Origin of the sequence: Jeongeupia chitinilytica, assembly GCF_014652315.1 — a bacterium.
In the GTDB taxonomy this organism is placed as follows: domain Bacteria; phylum Pseudomonadota; class Gammaproteobacteria; order Burkholderiales; family Chitinibacteraceae; genus Jeongeupia; species Jeongeupia chitinilytica.
The window spans coordinates 402,944-419,921 of the sequence record NZ_BMYO01000002.1; the positions used below are offsets into that span (position 1 = coordinate 402,944).

Here is a 16,978-nt window from a genome sequence, read left to right on the forward strand (position 1 = left end):
ATGAAAGCCTTTACCCAGTTGAATGGTGTGGTGTGCCCGCTCGACCGTGCCAACGTCGATACCGACGCGATCATCCCGAAGCAGTTCCTCAAGTCGATCAAGCGCTCGGGCTTCGGTCCGAACCTGTTCGACGAATGGCGTTATCTCGATCATGGCGAGCCCGGCATGGACAACAGCACCCGTCCGGTCAATCCGGAGTTCGTGCTCAACTTCCCGCGCTACGCCGGCGCACAGGTCCTGCTGGCACGTGACAACTTCGGTTGCGGTTCGAGCCGCGAGCACGCGCCGTGGGCGATCGACGATTACGGCTTCCGTGTCGTGATCGCACCGAGCTTTGCCGATATCTTTTTCAACAACTGCTACAAGAACGGCTTGCTGCCCATCGTGCTGCCGGCCGACGTCGTCGAGCGCCTGTTCAAGGAGTGCGAGGTGCAGGAAGGCTATCGGCTGAACGTCGACCTGGAAAAGCAGCAAGTCACGACGCCGTCGGGCGAGGTTTTCAGCTTCGATGTCACCGCACACCGCAAGCATTGCCTGTTGAACGGTCTCGATGAAATCGGCCTGACGCTGGCGCATGCCGACGAAATCCGCGCCTTCGAAGCGCGGCACCGCGAAGCCAAGCCCTGGTTGTTCGTCTAACCGGTTTGAGTGGCGGGAAATTGGGGGAGGTCAATACGGCCTCCACCTGATTTGTCGTATAGTTAGACGTTTTCTTGTCTACCCGGAAAGAATAAGACCATGATCCTGCATAAGTTCAAAAATCAAGCCGATCTCGACCGCGCCGCTGCGGACCTGTTCATCTCGGTGGTTCGCGCCAAACCCAATGCGGTGCTCGGCATGGCTACCGGCGGCACGCCGGTCGGCCTGTACAAGGAAATCGTCAAGACCTACCAGCAGGGTCTGGTCAGCTTCAAGGAAGTCACGACCTTCAACCTCGACGAATACGTCGGCCTGCCGGTGTCGCATCCGGAGTCGTACCGCAGCTTCATGCAGACGAACCTGTTCGACCACATCGACATCCTGGCGGAAAACACCCATGTGCCGAACGGCAATGCCACGGACATCGATGCCGAAGGCCGTCGTTACGACGAGGCGATCTATCAGCAGGGTTCGGTCGACATGCAGCTGCTGGGTATCGGTGGCAATGGCCACATCGGCTTCAACGAGCCGGATGACGAGCTGTCGCGCTTCACCCACAAGGTCACGCTGAAGGAAAGCACCCGCGAAGCCAACAAGCGCTTCTTCAACTCGATCGACGAAGTCCCGACGCACGCGATCACCATGGGCATGGGTTCGATCCTGCATGCCAAGGCGATCCTGCTGGTCGTGAAGGGCCAGGAAAAGGCCGAGATCCTCGATCGCACGCTGAACGGCCCGATCACCACCCAGGTCCCGGCGTCGCTGCTGCAGACGCATCCGCGCGTGATCGTGATGACCGACTGTGACGTGACCTACAAGGTTTCGCACTCGTAATCGAATGCACCGACAAAAAGCGGGAGCGATCCCGCTTTTTGTTTGCCTGCAGATTGTGACGAATCGCGCCGATGAGAAGAAAAGCGCCACTGGATTGTTTGCATGACGTTGATTTCAACAAATAGAAAAATGCTGGCCGCAGTGTCGGCCTGCATGCTGTTTTCGGCGCCGGCTTTGCTGGCGGCGGGCTCGGGCGACGCGGCGAAAGCATCGGCCAAGCCTGCTGTTTCGGAAGATGCGCAGATGCTGTTCTGGAACAGCATCAAGGACAGCAAGGATCCGGCCGAGTTTCAGGCGTACCTGGACCAGTTTCCCAACGGGATCTTCGTCAAGTTGGCCGAGATCAAACTCGCCAAGTTGCAAAAGTCGCCGACCGCCAGTTCGCGGCTGCCTGCCCAGGCTGCCTCGGTATCCGCGGTGGCAAATCCGAGGTTGCCGGCGCAAACGGCAGTTGCCGTACCGACAAGTTCGGCCCCGAAGCTGAACTACCGCTTGAGTTATCGGGGCGCGCGCACGCAAACGTTCACGCTCAAGTTTGACGGCGAGCGCTGGGTGACGAATGACCCGATCGAGCGGTACAACTGCTTGCTGGGACCCATTGCGGAAACCGCCAGCGCACCGGCAGTGTGGGATGTGCAGCGTCTGCTGAACGAGGCTGCGGCCGGGGTCAATATCCCGCGCAAGATCAGGGCCTCCGCCTCGCGCGGCGACGACGCGCTGTCGCGCTATGCCCTGAAGAAGGTGGATCAGGATGGCGCACGGGTTCGCATGTTGATTGAGGGTGAACTGGCGCCGGTCGGACGTCTTTCCGGCGGCTCCGAGGCATTTCGATTCTCGCTGGATGTAAATGTCGACGCGGCGCGTGGTGTGCTGACTTCGGCTAAAACGTGGATCACGACCACATCAGGTGGCCGTTTCAATTGCGAAATCAGTTTGGCTGAGTGATTGCCGGTAGTGCTGCCGCTACCATATTTTTGTTTTCCGTCCGGAGTATGAGGTCCCATGAAAGTTCTGATTCTGCCTGGTGATGGCATTGGTCCCGAAATTGTCGCGCAGGCGAAGAAGGTCCTGAACGCGCTGCAGAAGGATGGTCTGGACATCGAGCTGTCCGAAGCACCACTGGGTGGCGCAGCCTACGACGCCTACGGTGCACCGTATCCGGAGTTCACCCAGAAGCTGGCACGCGAAGCCGACGCGATCCTGCTCGGCGCCGTCGGCGGCCCGCAGTACGACCAGCTCGACCGGCCGCTGCGCCCCGAACGCGGCCTGCTGGGCATCCGCAAGGACCTGAACCTGTTTGCCAACCTGCGCCCGGCGATCCTGTACCCGGAACTGGCGAATGCGTCGACGCTGAAGCCGGAAGTGGTCAGCGGCCTCGACATCCTGATCGTGCGCGAACTGACCGGTGACATCTACTTCGGCCAGCCGCGCGGGATCCGCGTCAACGACGCCGGCGAGCGCGAAGGCTTCAACACGATGCTGTATTCGGAAAGCGAAGTGCGCCGGATCGCCCACGTTGCGTTCCGTGCGGCGCAGAAGCGCGGCAAGAATCTGTGTTCGGTCGACAAGGCCAACGTGCTCGAGACGACGGAGTTCTGGAAGGAAATCATGACCGACGTCGCCAAGGAGTACCCGGACGTCGAACTCAGCCACATGTATGTCGACAACGCCGCGATGCAGCTGGTGCGCGCGCCGAAGCAGTTCGACGTGATGGTGACCGGCAACATCTTCGGCGACATCCTGTCTGATCAGGCATCGATGCTGACCGGCTCGATCGGCATGCTGCCGTCGGCGTCGCTCGACCAGAACGGCAAGGGCCTGTACGAGCCGAGCCACGGTTCGGCTCCGGACATCGCCGGCAAGGACATTGCCAACCCGCTGGCGACCATCCTCTCGGCCGCGATGATGCTGCGCTACAGCCTGAACAACGAAGCGGCTGCCGTCCGGGTCGAAAACGCGGTCAAGGCCGTGCTCGCCCAAGGGCTGCGTACCGCCGACATCTACGAAGCCGGGACGACCAAGGTCAGCTGCTCGCAGATGGGCGATGCGGTTGTTGCCGCGCTGTAAACACCGTCGTTGGGCAATGGAAAAGGCACCGGATCCGGTGCCTTTTTTGTTTCCGGTGTCGGCGATTAGCTCACGCCACTGCCGCTGCCGCTGACCAGTACGTTGGCGTGGTAGCCGTCGGGCTTGTCGCCGACGGTGGCGCCGCCATAGAGCATGCCCTGCATGGTGTTGGTGAAAAAGTAGTAAGGGAAGGGCTGGGGCGGCGCGCTGGCCTCGTCAAGGCGCTGGCGCAGTTCGACGGGCAGCTCGAAATCCAGTGCCTGCAGGTTGGACTTGAGCTGCTCCGGGCGGCTGGCGCCGACGGTGACGCTACTCACCGCCGGACGATGGGCAACCCAGTTCAGCGCCACCTGGTTCATCGGCCGGTCGAGCTGCCGGGCGACGTCCTCCAGTGCCGCGACGATCTGCCAGTTCCGCTCGCTCAGGTGCTGGAAGGCCGGGTTGCCGCTGTCCTGCATCGTCGCCAGCCGGCCGCTGGTCGCGTCCCCTTGGCGGTACTTGCCCGACAACAGCCCGCTGGCGAGCGGGCTCCAGGTGGCCAGTCCCATGCCCAGTTCGATGGCAAGCCGGGTGTACTCGTGTTCGAGGTTGCGTTCGACCAGCGAATACTGCAGTTGCAGTGCGGTGACCGGTTCGAGGCCGCGCCATTCGGCCAGCGTCTGGAGTCGTGCGGCGTACCACGCCGGCACGTCGGACAGCCCGAGATGGCGGACCTTGCCGTCACGGACCAGATCGTTCAGCGTGCGGATGACTTCATCGGCCGGGGTGATCTGGTCCCAGACGTGCAGGTAAAGTACGTCGAGATAGTCGGTGCCAAGGCGGCGCAGCGAGCCTTCGACGGCTTGCAGGATGTGCTTGCGGCCATTGCCGCCACCGTTGGCGTTGCGATTGCCCAGATTGAAGCCGAACTTGCTGGCGAGCACGACCTGATCGCGTGCTCGGCGTGTGGCGATGAACTCGCCCAGCCAGGCTTCGCTGGTACCGTTGGTGTAGGCGTCGGCGGTATCGATGAAGTTGCCGCCGGCGTCCAGATACAGGTCGAACACTTGGCGGGCCGCTTCCTTGTCGGCGCCCCAGCCCCATTCGGTACCAAAGGTCATGGTGCCCAGGGACAGGCGGCTGACGCGCAGGCCGCTGCGGCCCAGGGTGTAATAGTGATCGATCGACATGCAGGAACTCCGGTGGTGTGAACGGCGCCGAGCCATGATTTCATGGTGCTTTCGGCATATCGGAGTTCCAGCTTAGATCTGGCTGATTCAAATGGAAGCGTTAGGGCAGGGCCGCTGGACAGCCGGTCTGCCCCGCCTTTGGGTGTGAACCAGAAGCAGGCAGATGAAGGGCCGACGGATGCATGACCGACGGTCGCAGTGCCTGTCGGCGAGGGTTGTCCTGATTGCAGGCTATCCGCGTGCTTGCCGCTGCAAGGCTGCGATCAGTTCGGGAAAGCGCGGGTCCGGATGCAGCGATGCGAGGCGCCAGCGCTGCGGGAGCTGCTCCGCCCATTCGTCGCCATTGCCGATCAGGTGCTGCAGGTTGGCAAACGCCGCGTCGTAGCGCCCGGCAAGCGCCCAGGCTTCGGCAGCCAGCAGCGAAAACCAAGGGTCGATGTCCCGTCCCCGTTCGTAATGCACGGCCCAGTCACCGAACTCGTCGGGGCTCATTGCTTTTGCGGATTCGGCTGGCAACGAAGCACTGAAGGCGCGGTAGCTCGCTACTTCGACGAAGCCGGTTGCACGTGCGAGCGCACGGGATTCCCGGTTGTTGGCAAGGCAGTGCCAGCCGATGCTGGTCACGCCCCGGGCGGCCAGTAGCGCGAGGGTCTGTCGCACCATCTGCCGCGCCAGTCCCTGCCGCCGGCAGGCGGTGTCCACCCAGACGCCGATTTCGCCGCGCTCGCCGGCGATCACGTCGCTCAGGCAGACGGCAACGACCGTGTCCGTCGCGAGTAGGGCGTAACCGGAGTTGCAGGCTACGGCTTCTGCGACATCACTATCGCGCTCCCGTGCGAACCAGTCGTCGAGCAGGTCGCGATCCGATACGGTCAGATGCTGAAGTCCCGCGAGGCTGAGCTCGAGTTGCCGATAGCGGGCGTCGGCGGCGACCGCCGCGCAGTCAGGCGCGAGCATCTGCCGTGCCGCGACGCGTTCGTGGCGCCGGGCAAACCGGTTGCTCAGGATGGCGGGAAAGTGCGCCTCCCAGCGGTCCGGTGCGTAGATCAGGTAGGCTGTTGGCGGAATCAGCCGGCCAAGCGATTGAAGTCCTGTTACTGCGTCGGGATTCCCGACCAGATACCAGCCTTCGGGGCCGTCGAGCAGCGCGACGTTCGGTTGTCGGACATCGTCGACCCAGACGTCGCCGGGGACCTCTGCTGCAAGGACCGCAGCAACCGAGAGGTGAATGTCGGCGAACGCCGCGAACAGCGGCTGTGCGATGCGGTACTGGGTCTTGGAAAGCGGAACCATGCGACTCCTGCGGGATGTGGGGGGACGAGCGGTGAGCTACCGGTACGAGCGCTGCAGACATGCAGTCTCCGGTCCTGTGCCGGCAGAGACAAGATCTTGCGGCAGGCTGCGCAGGCATTCACCAAGGCGGGCAAAGTAGCGGCGCTCCGGATTGGCGCAGGCATGGGTGAATCGCCCCAAGTGAATTACAATAGCGCCATCCCCAAAGGGCGCGCAGGCGCCCTTTTCCCATTCTGGAGGTTTCATGGCTCATCTTACCCTTGGCGTGCTCGGCGCCACTTCCTCGCTCGGTCAGGCGCTGCTCGACGTGATCACCGACAGCCCGCTGCGTCTGGCGGCGCTGTATCCGCTGACCATGAGCGACGACGAAGGGCTGGTCGAGTTCCGCGGTGAAGACCATCCGGAGTTCAACGTCGAGGATTTCGAATGGACGCAGCTGCGCGTGCTGGTCAACACCGTGCCGGACGTCAATGCGGTGCTCGACGAGGCGGCGAAGGCCGGCGTCATCGTCATCGACCTGACCGGTGCAAATCCGCCCGGCGGCAAGCTGGCCAAGGGGCAGGTACTGTCGCTGCCGGACCCGTTCGCGCAGCAACTGGCAACGCTGGTCGCGCCACTGGCAGAGCTCGGTGAGGTCACTCAGGTGACGGTGACCGGCTTGCTGTCGGTGTCGACCGAGGGGCAGGCGGGCATCGATGCGCTGTCGGGCCAGACGCGCGCGCTGTTTGCGCAGACCGAGCACGAGACCGCGGTCTACCCGAAGCGGATTGCCTACAACGTGCTTGGCGGCTTCGGTGCGCCGGACGAGAGCGGCGCAACGCTCGAGGAAAACGCCGCGCTGGCGCTGCTCAAAAAACAGTTGCCGGGCGACTGCGCAATCGACGTGACCTGCGTGCGCACGCCGCACTTCTTCGGCCATGGTGCCAGCGTGACCGTACGTTTCTCGGCACCGGTCGAGCAGGATGCCGTCGTCGCGGCCCTCAAGGCGGGCGAGCGCGTTTTCCTGCTGCAGGTGGCCGGTGAAGCCGGCATTGCCGCGAGCCAGGACGCTGTCGGCGGTGACAAGGTCTGGGTCAGCCGGTTGCGCTTTGCCGCCGATGGCCGCGGCGTGACGCTGTGGAGCGTGGCCGACAACACCCGCCTGCCGGCGCTGGCGGTCCTGCAGCTGCTGACACTGATTGCCGCCAAAGAGTAAACGCCATGCTGCCGCCGATCTCGCACCGAATCGCCACCGAACTCCATTGCCGCCCGGCGCAGGTCGATGCGGCAATGCAGCTGCTCGACGATGGCGCTACCGTGCCTTTCGTCGCCCGCTATCGCAAGGAGGCCACCGGCGGGCTCGACGACACGCAATTGCGGACCTTGCACGAGCGACTGCAGTATCTGCGCGAGCTCGAGGCCCGGCGCGCGAGCGTGATCGCCAGCGTCGACGAGCAGGGCAAACTGACGCCGGCACTGCTGGGCCAACTGCAGGGTGCCGATAACAAGCAGCGGCTCGAAGACCTGTACCTGCCGTACAAGCCCAAGCGCCGTACCAAGGCGCAGATTGCCCGCGAAGCCGGGCTGGCACCGCTGGCCGCCGCCTTGCTGGCCGATTCGGCGCTGGTACCCGAACAGCTTGCGCTCGGCTATCTCAATGCCGAAATCGGCGATGCCAGGGCGGCACTCGACGGGGCAAGGGCGATCCTGATGGAGCAGTTTGCCGAGGATGCCGAGCTGATCGGCAGTTTGCGCGACCATGTCCGGACCACCGGCGTGGTGAAGACTGCGGTGCTCGAAGGCAAGGCCGAGACGGGGGCCAAGTTTGCCGACTATTTCGAATTCGAAGAGAAGCTGGCAACAATGCCGTCGCATCGCGTGCTCGCCGTGTTGCGCGGACGCGCCGAGGGTGTACTCGGCTTTACGCTGGCGCTGCCGGATGACGAACCGGTCTGCGAGTTGCGGATCGCCCGGCGTTTCGGCATCGCCAATCGCGATCGGGCTGCCGACAAATGGCTGACCGATACGGTCCGGCTGACCTGGCGGGCCAAGGTGTTCCCGAGTCTGGAAACCGAAATCGTCGGCGAGCTGCGCGAGCGTGCCGAGGCGGATGCGATCCGGGTTTTCGCCAGCAACCTCAAGGACTTGCTGCTGGCTGCACCGGCCGGGCCGCGCGCAACGATGGGGCTCGATCCGGGGCTGCGTACCGGGGTGAAGGTCGCGGTGGTCGATGCCACCGGCAAGTTGCTCGACACGGCGACGATCTATCCGCACGAGCCACGGCGTGACTGGCAAGGCGCGCTGGCGACACTGGCGTCCCTGGCGGTCAGGCACAAGGTCGAACTGATCGCGATCGGCAACGGTACGGCGAGCCGGGAAACCGACAAGCTCGCCGCCGAGCTGATGCGTGCACGGCCGGAGCTCGGCCTGACCAAGCTGGTGGTGTCGGAAGCCGGGGCGTCGGTGTATTCGGCGTCCGAGCTGGCGGCAAAGGAGTTCCCGGCGCTCGATGTCAGCCTGCGTGGTGCGGTATCGATTGCCCGGCGCCTGCAGGATCCGCTGGCCGAACTCGTCAAGATCGACCCGAAGGCCATCGGTGTCGGCCAGTACCAGCACGACGTCAATCAGGCCGGGCTGGCCCGCTCGCTCGAGGCGGTCATCGAGGATTGCGTCAATGCCGTGGGTGTCGACGTGAACACCGCCTCGGCGTCGCTGCTGGGTCGTGTTTCCGGGCTGAGTCAGGTGCTGGCGGCAAACATCGTTGATTACCGCGACACGCACGGTGCGTTTGCCGACCGCAAGGCTTTGCTCAAGGTGCCGCGACTGGGCGACAAGACCTTCGAGCAGGCGGCCGGCTTTCTGCGCATCATGAATGGGCGCAATCCGCTGGACGCGTCGGCGGTGCACCCGGAGTCGTATCCGCTGGTCGAGACCATCGTGGCCCGGGTTCGACGCGAGGTGAGGGCGGTCATCGGCGATGCTGCAACGTTGCGCGGGCTGAACCCGGCCGATTTCACCGATGCGCGTTTTGGCCTGCCGACGGTGCGTGACGTGATCGCCGAGCTGGAGAAGCCCGGCCGCGATCCGCGGCCGGAGTTCAGGACGGCACGCTTTGCCGATGGCGTCGAGGCGCTCAAGGACCTGCGGCCGGAAATGGTGCTCGAAGGTGTCGTGACCAATGTGACCAATTTCGGCGCATTCGTCGACATCGGCGTACATCAGGACGGGCTGGTCCACATTTCGGCGCTGGCGAACCGCTTCGTCAAGGATCCTCGCGAGGTGGTCAAGGCCGGTGATGTGGTGCGGGTCAAGGTGCTCGAGGTGGATGTTCAACGGCGCAGGGTGGCGTTGACGATGCGGCTTGGCGATGCGGTGAACGCCGGCACGGTGACAAGCGAGGGCAGCCGGCCTGCCAGGCAGCGATTGCCGAAGCATGATGCGCCGGCGTCCACCGGGGCCATGGCCTCGGCGCTGGCCGGCCTCAAACTCAAACGCTGAGCGGTCGAACGCAGGTTTCGATAGCACGAAAAAAAACCGGGCACGATGTGCCCGGTTCTGAAGTCTAGGAAGACGCTGGTCCGGCTTAGAAGTCGGTACGGAAACCGACCGACCAGGCAAAACCGTCCTGGCTGGCGTAGTCCGGCGTCAGCGAGCCCGAGTTGTTCTTGAACTTGCCCTTGTTGTCGTTGTTGACGTCAACCAGGTAGGTGTAGAAACGGGTCTGCTTGGTGGCGTAGTAGACCAGACCCAGCGAAGCCTGCTGGCCGCTGTTGTCGCTCACGCCCATCTGGTCCTGCGACCAGGCGTACACGCCCTGGACTTCGAACTGGCCGAACTTGTAGTTGCCGACCACGGCGTAGTTGTCCCAGTCCTGACCGGCCTTGCTGTCGTCGCTGTTGACATGTTCCCAGCCGCCGCCCAGTTGCAGGCCGAAGTCGAACTTGTAGCCCAGAGCCAGGTTGGTCGCCCAGGTCGACGCACCGCTGGTGGTGTTGGCCGCCTGGTCGGCCGATGCCAAGCCGGTAGCCTGGGTGAAGGTGCGGTTCTTCGCGTAGTAGTAGCCGAGGCCACCGACGAAGCCGTAGCCGCTGTACAGGGCCGAAGCGGCATAGATCGGCGACTCGCCGCCGTTCTGGGCGTTCTGGTCGAGGCCCCACGAACCGCGGACCTGGAAGCCGCTGAACACCGGCGAATCGTAGCTGACCGAGTTCTGCAGACGGCTGTTGAGCTGGGCGAACACGGCACCCTTGCCCTTGTAGTCGGCGGTGTCGGCGAAGTTGTCGAACAGGCTCGACAGGTCCGACGAGGTCAGCAGGGTCTTGTAGGCGCTGTCGTAGTTGCCGAAGCGCACGGTACCCCAGTCGCCCTGCCAGCCGCCGAAGGTGTTGCGGCCACCCCAGGTGGTGTTGCCGGTGCCGCCGTTGCCCGAGGTCTTGATGGCCGATTCGATCTGCCAGATCACCTTGCCGCCGATGTCGAGCTTGTCCGAGCCCTTGAAGCCGAAGCGCGACGACTGGTCGATCAGCTGGCCTTCGCCACGGTAGTCCTTGCTGACGCCGTTGACGGTGACGTCCTTGAGCTGGTCGTATTCGAGCGACTGGCGGATCGAGCCGTAGACAGTCACTTCTGCTGCAGCAAACTGAGCCACGAAAGCGGCGCCGAGGGCGGCGGCGATCAGGGTCTTCTTCATTACTTCACTCTCCTGTTGCGGAAAAGAGGCCTTGTGTAGCTGGCCTGTACTGTTGCCCCGCCAGGCGTCTCCGGGAGTCGGCGCAGGCAGGGCGATCGGGAATTCGGCGGTGAACGCTTGAGACTTACAGCTCGTGTTCGTTTTCTGTGCCGTTTCAGTACAGTGGAGTCTACGAGGCGATTATGTCTTTCACATTACAAATCGCCCTGATTGATCCGCAGGGGAGAGTGTGTATTTCAGCCGAAGAACAAGCTGTGGAGCGCCTTTCCGGGCGATGGCTGGCGCATGAAGGCTTCACCGACGAGGAAGGTGTTGACGTTGTTTTGTTGCATTAATGATACATCTGTTGTGTCGAGAATGCCGCTCTCGGTCACGACGATGCGATCGGAAGGGATGTTTTTCAACAAGCCAAGGGTGGTCTCAAGACTGACTTCAAACGTGCGAAGGTTGCGGTTGTTGATGCCGACCAGCGGGGTTGTCAGCTCGAGTGCGGCATCCAGTTCGACGCCGTTGTGTACCTCGACCAGCACGGCCATGCCGAGTGCGTGGGCGATGGCTTCGAAATCCTTCATCTGGGCCAGCGACAACTCGGCGGCGATCAGCAGGATGCAGTCCGCACCCCAGGCGCGTGCTTCGAACAGCTGGTATTCGTCGACCATGAAGTCCTTGCGCAACGCCGGCAGCGTGCAGGCGCTGCGTGCGGCTTTCAGGAAGTCCTCGTGGCCTTGAAAGTACTGCCGGTCGGTCAGGACCGACAGGCAGGCCGCGCCATTGGCTGCATAGTCCGCGGCATGCTCGGCCGGCTGAAAGTCGGCACGGATCACGCCCTTGGACGGACTGGCTTTCTTGATCTCGGCGATGATGCCGGGTTGCTTGGCTGCATGTTTGGCACGCAGTGCAGCGACAAAGTCACGCAGGTCGGTGCTGGATTCGGCTTGTGCGCGGATTTCCGCCAGCGGAACCGCTTTGCGCGCGTTTGCAACTTCGTCGTGCTTGGTGGCCCAGATTTTCTTCAGGATGTCGGACATGGCTGACCTTGCGGGTTAGTTGCCGAACTGGCCGGTAAAGCGGACCAGTTCGGCCAGTTTGGTGCGGGCCGCGCCACTGGCGATGGCTTCGTGCGCCGCATTGATGCCGTCTTCGAGCGTGACGGCAATGTTGGCGGTGTAAATGGCCGCGCCGGCGTTCAGCAGTACGATGTCGCGCGCCGGGCCGGTTTCGTTGGCCAGGACGCGATGGATGATGTCGGCCGATTGTTGCGCATCGCCGGCATGGAGCGCCTTGATGTCGCACCGCTCGAAGCCATACTGGCGCGGGTCGAGCTGATACTCGGTGATGTCGCCGTCCTTCAGTTCGGCGACCGAGGTGTTGCCGGACAGGGTGATTTCGTCGAGTCCGTCGCAACCGTGCACGATCATCACGTGCTTCGAGCCGAGCTGCTTGAGTACGCGGGCTTGAATGCCGACAAGGTCGGGGTGGAACACGCCCATCAACTGGTTGTCGGCGCCGGCCGGATTGGTCAGCGGGCCGAGGATGTTGAAGATGGTCCGCACGCCGAGTTCGCGGCGGATCGGCGCGACATACTTCATGGCCGGATGATGATTCGGCGCGAACATGAAGCCGAGGCCGACTTCGTCGATGCTCTGGCCGACCTGTTCCGGCGTCAGGTTCAGTTTGACACCCAGGGTTTCGAGCACGTCGGCCGAGCCGCTGCTCGAGCTGACCGAGCGGCCGCCGTGCTTGGCAACCTTGACGCCGGCTGCGGCGGCAACGAAGGCCGAGCAGGTCGAAATGTTGAAGGTGTGGGCGCCGTCGCCGCCGGTGCCGCAGGTATCGACCAGATGCCGCCGGTCCTGCACGTTCACCTTGCTGGAAAACTCGCGCATCACCGTTGCGGCGGCCGCAATTTCCGAGACGCTTTCGACCTTGGTGCGCAGTCCCATCAGCAGCGCCGATGTCTGCACCGGCGTCAGTTCGCCGGTCATGATCTGCCGCATCAGGTAGACCATTTCGTCGAAGAACAACTCGTTGCTGTAGATCAGCCGGCTCAGCGCGGCCTGAATGGTAATCATGATGGCTATTCCGAAATCAGTTCACGTAGAAGCGCGACAGTTCGTCGGCGCGGTGCCGGTCCATGTCGATCCGGCAGGTCTGCATGGCCACGCCGGCAATCGATCCGCCGTGGAACGAGGCGCCGGCCCAATCGCAATGCGCGTCGCGATAGGCGAGATAGGCTGCGACATCGGTTTCGAACAGGCCGAGCGCATGGCTGTCGGGTGTCGTTTCTTCCAGTCGGCGCATCGCCGCGCGTGCCGCCGCCTCCGCGTTCAGCCGGTCCTGCGTTGCGCCGGTCTCGAGCGTGCCCAGACACCGGGACAGATCCGCCTGGTTCGCGCTGCGCTGATCGCATTCGCTGATCGCCGGTGGCGACGGTTGCGCATGCGCAGCGCCGACGGCCAGCAGCAGGGCTGCGCCGATGTACCGGATCACGCCCATTCCTTGAGGAAGTTGTCGAGCATCTGGTGGCCGTGCTCGGTCAGGATCGACTCGGGATGGAATTGTACGCCCTCGATCGCCAGCGTCTTGTGGCGAACCCCCATGATTTCGCCATCGGCGGTCCACGCCGTCACCTCGAGGCAATCGGGTAGCGATTCACGCTCGATGGCCAGCGAGTGGTAGCGGGTGACGGTAAACGGCGACGGCAGCTTGCTGAATACGCCGACGCCGGTGTGTTCGATCGGCGAAACCTTGCCGTGCATCAGCGTCTTGGCGTGAATGATCTTGCCGCCAAACGCTTCGCCGATCGCCTGATGGCCGAGGCAGACACCGAGAATCGGCAACTTGCCGGCAAAGTGGCGGATGGCTTCGACCGAGATGCCGGCTTCCTTGGGCGAACAGGGGCCGGGCGAGACGACGAGGTACTTGGGCTTCAGTGCTTCGATCTGTTCGATCGAGATTTCGTCGTTACGGTAGACGCGGACGTCCTGACCGAGTTCGCCGAAGTACTGGACGATGTTGTAGGTGAACGAGTCGAAGTTGTCGATCATCAAGAGCATGGCGGCATTCCTTTGAATCTGTACGCGGGGCGGGCGACGACGTGGACCGGTGTCAGGCGTCGAGGCCGGCTTGAACGAGTTCGGCGGCGCGCAGCACGGCGCGGGCCTTGTTCAGCGTTTCCTGCCATTCGCTCTCGGGCACCGAGTCGGCAACGATGCCGGCGCCGGCCTGCATGTAGAGCGTTTCGTTCTTGACCACGGCGGTGCGCAGCGCGATCGCCACGTCCATGTCGCCGTTGAAACCGAGGTAGCCGACTGCGCCCGAATAGATGCCGCGCTTGCTCGGCTCGAATTCGTCGATGATTTCCAGCGCCCGGACCTTCGGTGCGCCGGAGACGGTGCCTGCCGGGAAGGTCGCCTTGAGGACGTCGATGTTGCTGAGACCGGCCTTGAGCTTGCCCTCGACGCTCGAGACGATGTGCATCACGTGCGAGTAGCGCTCGATCGTCATCCGGTCGATCAGCTTGACCGAGCCGGTTTCGGCGACGCGGCCGGTGTCGTTGCGGCCGAGGTCGATCAGCATCACGTGTTCGGCGATTTCCTTCTCGTCGGCGAGCAGTTCTTCCGCCAGTGCTTCGTCGAGTTCGCGCGTCTTGCCGCGCGGCCGGGTGCCGGCGATCGGGCGCACGGTGATCGTGTCGCCTTCGAGTCGCGCCAGAATCTCCGGCGAGGCGCCGACGATGTGCATGTCGCCGAAGTGGTAGAAGAACATGTACGGCGACGGATTGATCGACCGCAGCGCGCGGTACAACGCCAACGGGTCCTGATCGAACGGCATCGTCATCCGTTGCGACAGCACCACCTGCATCACGTCGCCCTCGGCGATGTAGTCCTTGGCCTTGAGCACGGCTTCCTTGAATGCGGCCTCGCCGAATTCGGACTGTGCTGCGGTCGAGGATTTTGCCGGGCCCGACAACGGCAGCCTGGCCGGTTCGCGCAGCCTGATCCGCAATTCGGCCAGTCGGGCTTCGGCGCGGTCGTAGGCTTCAGGATCTTCGGTGTTGGCGTAGACAACGAGGAAAAGCTTACCCGACAGGTTGTCGACGACGGCGAGTTCTTCCGACAGCAGCAGCTGGATGTCAGGCAGGCCGAGCGGGTCCGGCTTGGTACAGTGGGCGAGCTTTTTCTCGACGTAGCGGATCGTGTCGTAGCCGAAGTAACCGACCAGACCGCCCATGAAGCGCGGCATGCCGGCCGGTGCCGCGGCGTTGAACTGTTTCTGGTATTCGGCGATGAAGTCGAGCGGGTTGCCGTCGTGGGTTTCGATCACGCGGTCATCGTGAATGACTTCGGTGTGCAGGCCGGATACGGTGATCCGGGTTCGCGCGGGCAGACCGATGAAGGAATAGCGACCGAAACGCTCGCCGCCGACGACCGATTCAAGCAGATAGGAGTACGGGCGATTGGCGAGCTTCAGATAGACCGACAGCGGGGTGTCGAGGTCGGCGTACAGTTCGAGGATGACGGGAATGCGGTTGTAGCCTTGGCGAGCCAAAGCCGCGAATTCATCGCGTGTGATCATGACAACTCCAGACGAAAAATCGAAAAAGGGCCGGGCGGGCTGCGTTTAGCAGCGGCGCCATCGCCATTCGAGCCAGATTTCGTCGGAGTGAAACGCCATGATGTGGGAAGAGGTGTGCTTTGAGAACGACTTGTATCTTGCCCAAAGCGGCAACAAGGGTCAACCGTACCGGCGCGGTTGACCCTTCCTGACCTCAGTCGCTGTTTAGTTGGTGTCGGGCAGCGGCTCGCCCTTGGGCCAGAGCAGCCAGAGGCGACCGTCCTGCTTCATCCTGCCGGCGAGTTCACCCGCCGCATCGCCCTTGCCCCAGAAGAAGTCGGCGCGGACCTGGCCCCGAATCGCGCCACCGGTATCCTGTGCTGCCGCAAGGCGGGTCAAGGCCGTGCCGTCCGGTCGCGTTGTGTCGATGAACATCGGCGCGCCGGCCGGTACGTGCTTGGTGTCGACGGCGAGACTGTAACCGGCAGTCAGTGGGACGCCAAACGAGCCGATCGGACCTTCATCGCTATCCGGCAGCGTGCGGAAGAACACATAGCTCGGATTGCTGGCCAGCAGATCGCCGACCCTGGCCGGGTTGGCGCGCGCCCAGGCGCGAATGCTCTGCATGCTGACATCCGCCGCTTTGAGCTCTCCCTGGTCGATCAGCCATTTGCCGATGGCGCGATAGGGCCAGCCATTCTGGTCGGCGTAGCCGAGGCGCAGTTCTCGGCCGTCGGCAAGCTTGATCCGGCCCGAGCCCTGGACCTGCAGGAACTGCAGGTCCATCGGGTCGGGGAGCCATGCCAGCACGGGGGCATTGAGCCGGTTGTTGCGGGCAAGCTTGGCGATCTCGTCTGCATCGGCATAGGGCTTGAGCGCCTTGCCGTCGAGGCGGCCGCGCAGGCGCTTGCCCTTGAGCTCCGGATACACGCTGTCGAGCTGGACCGTAATCATGTCGTTCGGCGGACCATAGACCGGAACGGTGTTCTGGCCGGTTCGCATCAGGCTGCCCGGATAAACCGGTTCGTAATAGCCGGTAATCAGCCCCTGATTGCCGCCGTCGGCATTGCGCAGCGCCAGCGGCACAAGGCGGCTGGTCATGAAGGCACGAACAGCGGCTGCATTTTTCGGCAACGCGGCCGCATCCGTGCAAAGGGCCGCCCAGCGTGCCTGTTTCTGCAGACGGGGGCAGCTGCGCAGCCAGGCATTGAAACCGGCGAGCCAGTCTGCGTCGGCAACACCCGGCAGCGCGGCCCAGTCTGCGGGCTGATACGGCGCCATGTCGACGACTGGCGCTACTGGCGTAGCCGGCGTTGGTGTGGCGGGTGGCGCGGGTCGCGTTGGCGGAGCGGAGGGCGGGGTGGTGCAGGCTGCGAGAACGAGCACCGCAACTGCGCCAAGTGTGCGGATCGGAAGGCGGGAATTCAGGGTCATCAGGGGGTGTCGGATTTGGGGTCGATGCCTTTCTTGAACGCCTGCAGCCCGGCTTTCTGCATTTCCAGCGTCTTCACGGTCATTTGCAGCATGCCGACCTGCATCGTCAACCATTGCTCGATCGTACGCATCTCGACGATCTTGCGGTCGATTTCCTCTTCGGTCAGCGGCGGCATGAAGGGGTTGGGCGTACCCGGCTTCAGGAATTGCGTAAAGAAGCCGAACGGGTCTTGCGGGGTATCGCTCATGGCGGGCTCCGGAAGGAACGGCGGGCACCTGAACGGTGCGGCCCCACGGCGTGGGGCCGCTTCCGATT

General features: G+C 63.5%; 16 protein-coding genes. 6 read left to right on the forward strand and 10 right to left on the reverse strand.

The annotated features are described in order from the left end of the window. The 4 genes from leuD to leuB all read left to right on the forward strand — a co-directional run bounded on the left by leuD (position 1) and on the right by leuB (position 3,540). Positions 1-639: a 3-isopropylmalate dehydratase small subunit gene (gene leuD / locus IE097_RS05035; protein WP_189459047.1), complete on the forward strand. Its 639-nt coding sequence runs from the start codon at positions 1-3 to the stop codon at positions 637-639. Positions 640-738: 99 nt separating this feature from the next. Further along, positions 739-1,473, forward strand: coding sequence for a glucosamine-6-phosphate deaminase (gene nagB, locus IE097_RS05040; RefSeq protein WP_189459048.1), 735 nt, complete (start codon positions 739-741; stop codon positions 1,471-1,473). A 102-nt stretch (positions 1,474-1,575) separates the two neighbouring features. Continuing rightward, positions 1,576-2,418 carry a hypothetical protein gene (locus tag IE097_RS05045; protein ID WP_189459049.1) on the forward strand — a complete coding sequence of 281 codons (843 nt, stop codon included), beginning with the start codon at positions 1,576-1,578 and terminating at the stop codon, positions 2,416-2,418. A 57-nt stretch (positions 2,419-2,475) separates the two neighbouring features. Then, a complete protein-coding gene (gene leuB, locus IE097_RS05050) occupies positions 2,476-3,540 on the forward strand; it encodes a 3-isopropylmalate dehydrogenase (RefSeq protein ID WP_189459050.1) in 1,065 nt (354 codons plus the stop codon). Between the two features lie 65 nt (positions 3,541-3,605). Here leuB and IE097_RS05055 read toward each other — a convergent pair whose 3' ends face one another. Together IE097_RS05055 and IE097_RS05060 are read right to left on the reverse strand one after the other, a co-directional pair. Further along, complete coding sequence (locus IE097_RS05055; RefSeq protein WP_189459051.1) at positions 3,606-4,709, reverse strand: aldo/keto reductase; 1,104 nt, start codon at positions 4,707-4,709, stop codon at positions 3,606-3,608. A 231-nt stretch (positions 4,710-4,940) separates the two neighbouring features. After that, positions 4,941-6,002: a GNAT family N-acetyltransferase gene (locus IE097_RS05060; protein ID WP_189459052.1), complete on the reverse strand. Its 1,062-nt coding sequence runs from the start codon at positions 6,000-6,002 to the stop codon at positions 4,941-4,943. 244 nt (positions 6,003-6,246) lie between these two features. Between IE097_RS05060 and IE097_RS05065 the strand changes: the two genes are divergently transcribed. Next, positions 6,247-7,197 (forward strand): Asd/ArgC dimerization domain-containing protein, encoded by a 951-nt coding sequence (locus tag IE097_RS05065; protein ID WP_189459053.1) that lies wholly within the window; start codon positions 6,247-6,249, stop codon positions 7,195-7,197. 5 nt (positions 7,198-7,202) lie between these two features. Beyond that, positions 7,203-9,479, forward strand: a complete 2,277-nt coding sequence (locus IE097_RS05070; RefSeq protein ID WP_189459054.1) for a Tex family protein — start codon at positions 7,203-7,205, stop codon at positions 9,477-9,479. An 85-nt stretch (positions 9,480-9,564) separates the two neighbouring features. Here IE097_RS05070 and IE097_RS05075 read toward each other — a convergent pair whose 3' ends face one another. The 8 genes from IE097_RS05075 to IE097_RS05110 form a co-directional block, all read right to left on the reverse strand. Continuing rightward, positions 9,565-10,671: a porin gene (locus IE097_RS05075; RefSeq protein ID WP_189459055.1), complete on the reverse strand. Its 1,107-nt coding sequence runs from the start codon at positions 10,669-10,671 to the stop codon at positions 9,565-9,567. A 236-nt stretch (positions 10,672-10,907) separates the two neighbouring features. After that, entirely contained in the window at positions 10,908-11,699 is a 792-nt protein-coding gene (trpC, locus tag IE097_RS05080) for an indole-3-glycerol phosphate synthase TrpC (RefSeq protein ID WP_189459056.1), read from the reverse strand. A 15-nt stretch (positions 11,700-11,714) separates the two neighbouring features. Then, positions 11,715-12,743, reverse strand: coding sequence for an anthranilate phosphoribosyltransferase (trpD, locus tag IE097_RS05085; RefSeq protein ID WP_189459057.1), 1,029 nt, complete (start codon positions 12,741-12,743; stop codon positions 11,715-11,717). A gap of 16 nt (positions 12,744-12,759) precedes the next feature. After that, positions 12,760-13,161 carry a lysozyme inhibitor LprI family protein gene (locus IE097_RS05090; RefSeq protein ID WP_189459058.1) on the reverse strand — a complete coding sequence of 134 codons (402 nt, stop codon included), beginning with the start codon at positions 13,159-13,161 and terminating at the stop codon, positions 12,760-12,762. After that, on the reverse strand, positions 13,158-13,727 hold the full coding sequence (locus tag IE097_RS05095; protein ID WP_189459059.1) for an aminodeoxychorismate/anthranilate synthase component II: 570 nt from the start codon (positions 13,725-13,727) through the stop codon (positions 13,158-13,160). The genes IE097_RS05090 and IE097_RS05095 overlap by 4 nt, the downstream gene beginning before the upstream one ends. 52 nt (positions 13,728-13,779) lie before the next feature. After that, positions 13,780-15,249 carry an anthranilate synthase component I gene (gene trpE, locus IE097_RS05100; RefSeq protein WP_189459060.1) on the reverse strand — a complete coding sequence of 490 codons (1,470 nt, stop codon included), beginning with the start codon at positions 15,247-15,249 and terminating at the stop codon, positions 13,780-13,782. Between the two features lie 204 nt (positions 15,250-15,453). Beyond that, positions 15,454-16,329, reverse strand: a complete 876-nt coding sequence (gene mltA, locus IE097_RS05105) for a murein transglycosylase A (protein ID WP_373295730.1) — start codon at positions 16,327-16,329, stop codon at positions 15,454-15,456. A gap of 332 nt (positions 16,330-16,661) precedes the next feature. Beyond that, positions 16,662-16,910: a PhaM family polyhydroxyalkanoate granule multifunctional regulatory protein gene (locus IE097_RS05110; RefSeq protein WP_189459062.1), complete on the reverse strand. Its 249-nt coding sequence runs from the start codon at positions 16,908-16,910 to the stop codon at positions 16,662-16,664. Between the last annotated feature and the right edge of the window lie 68 nt (positions 16,911-16,978).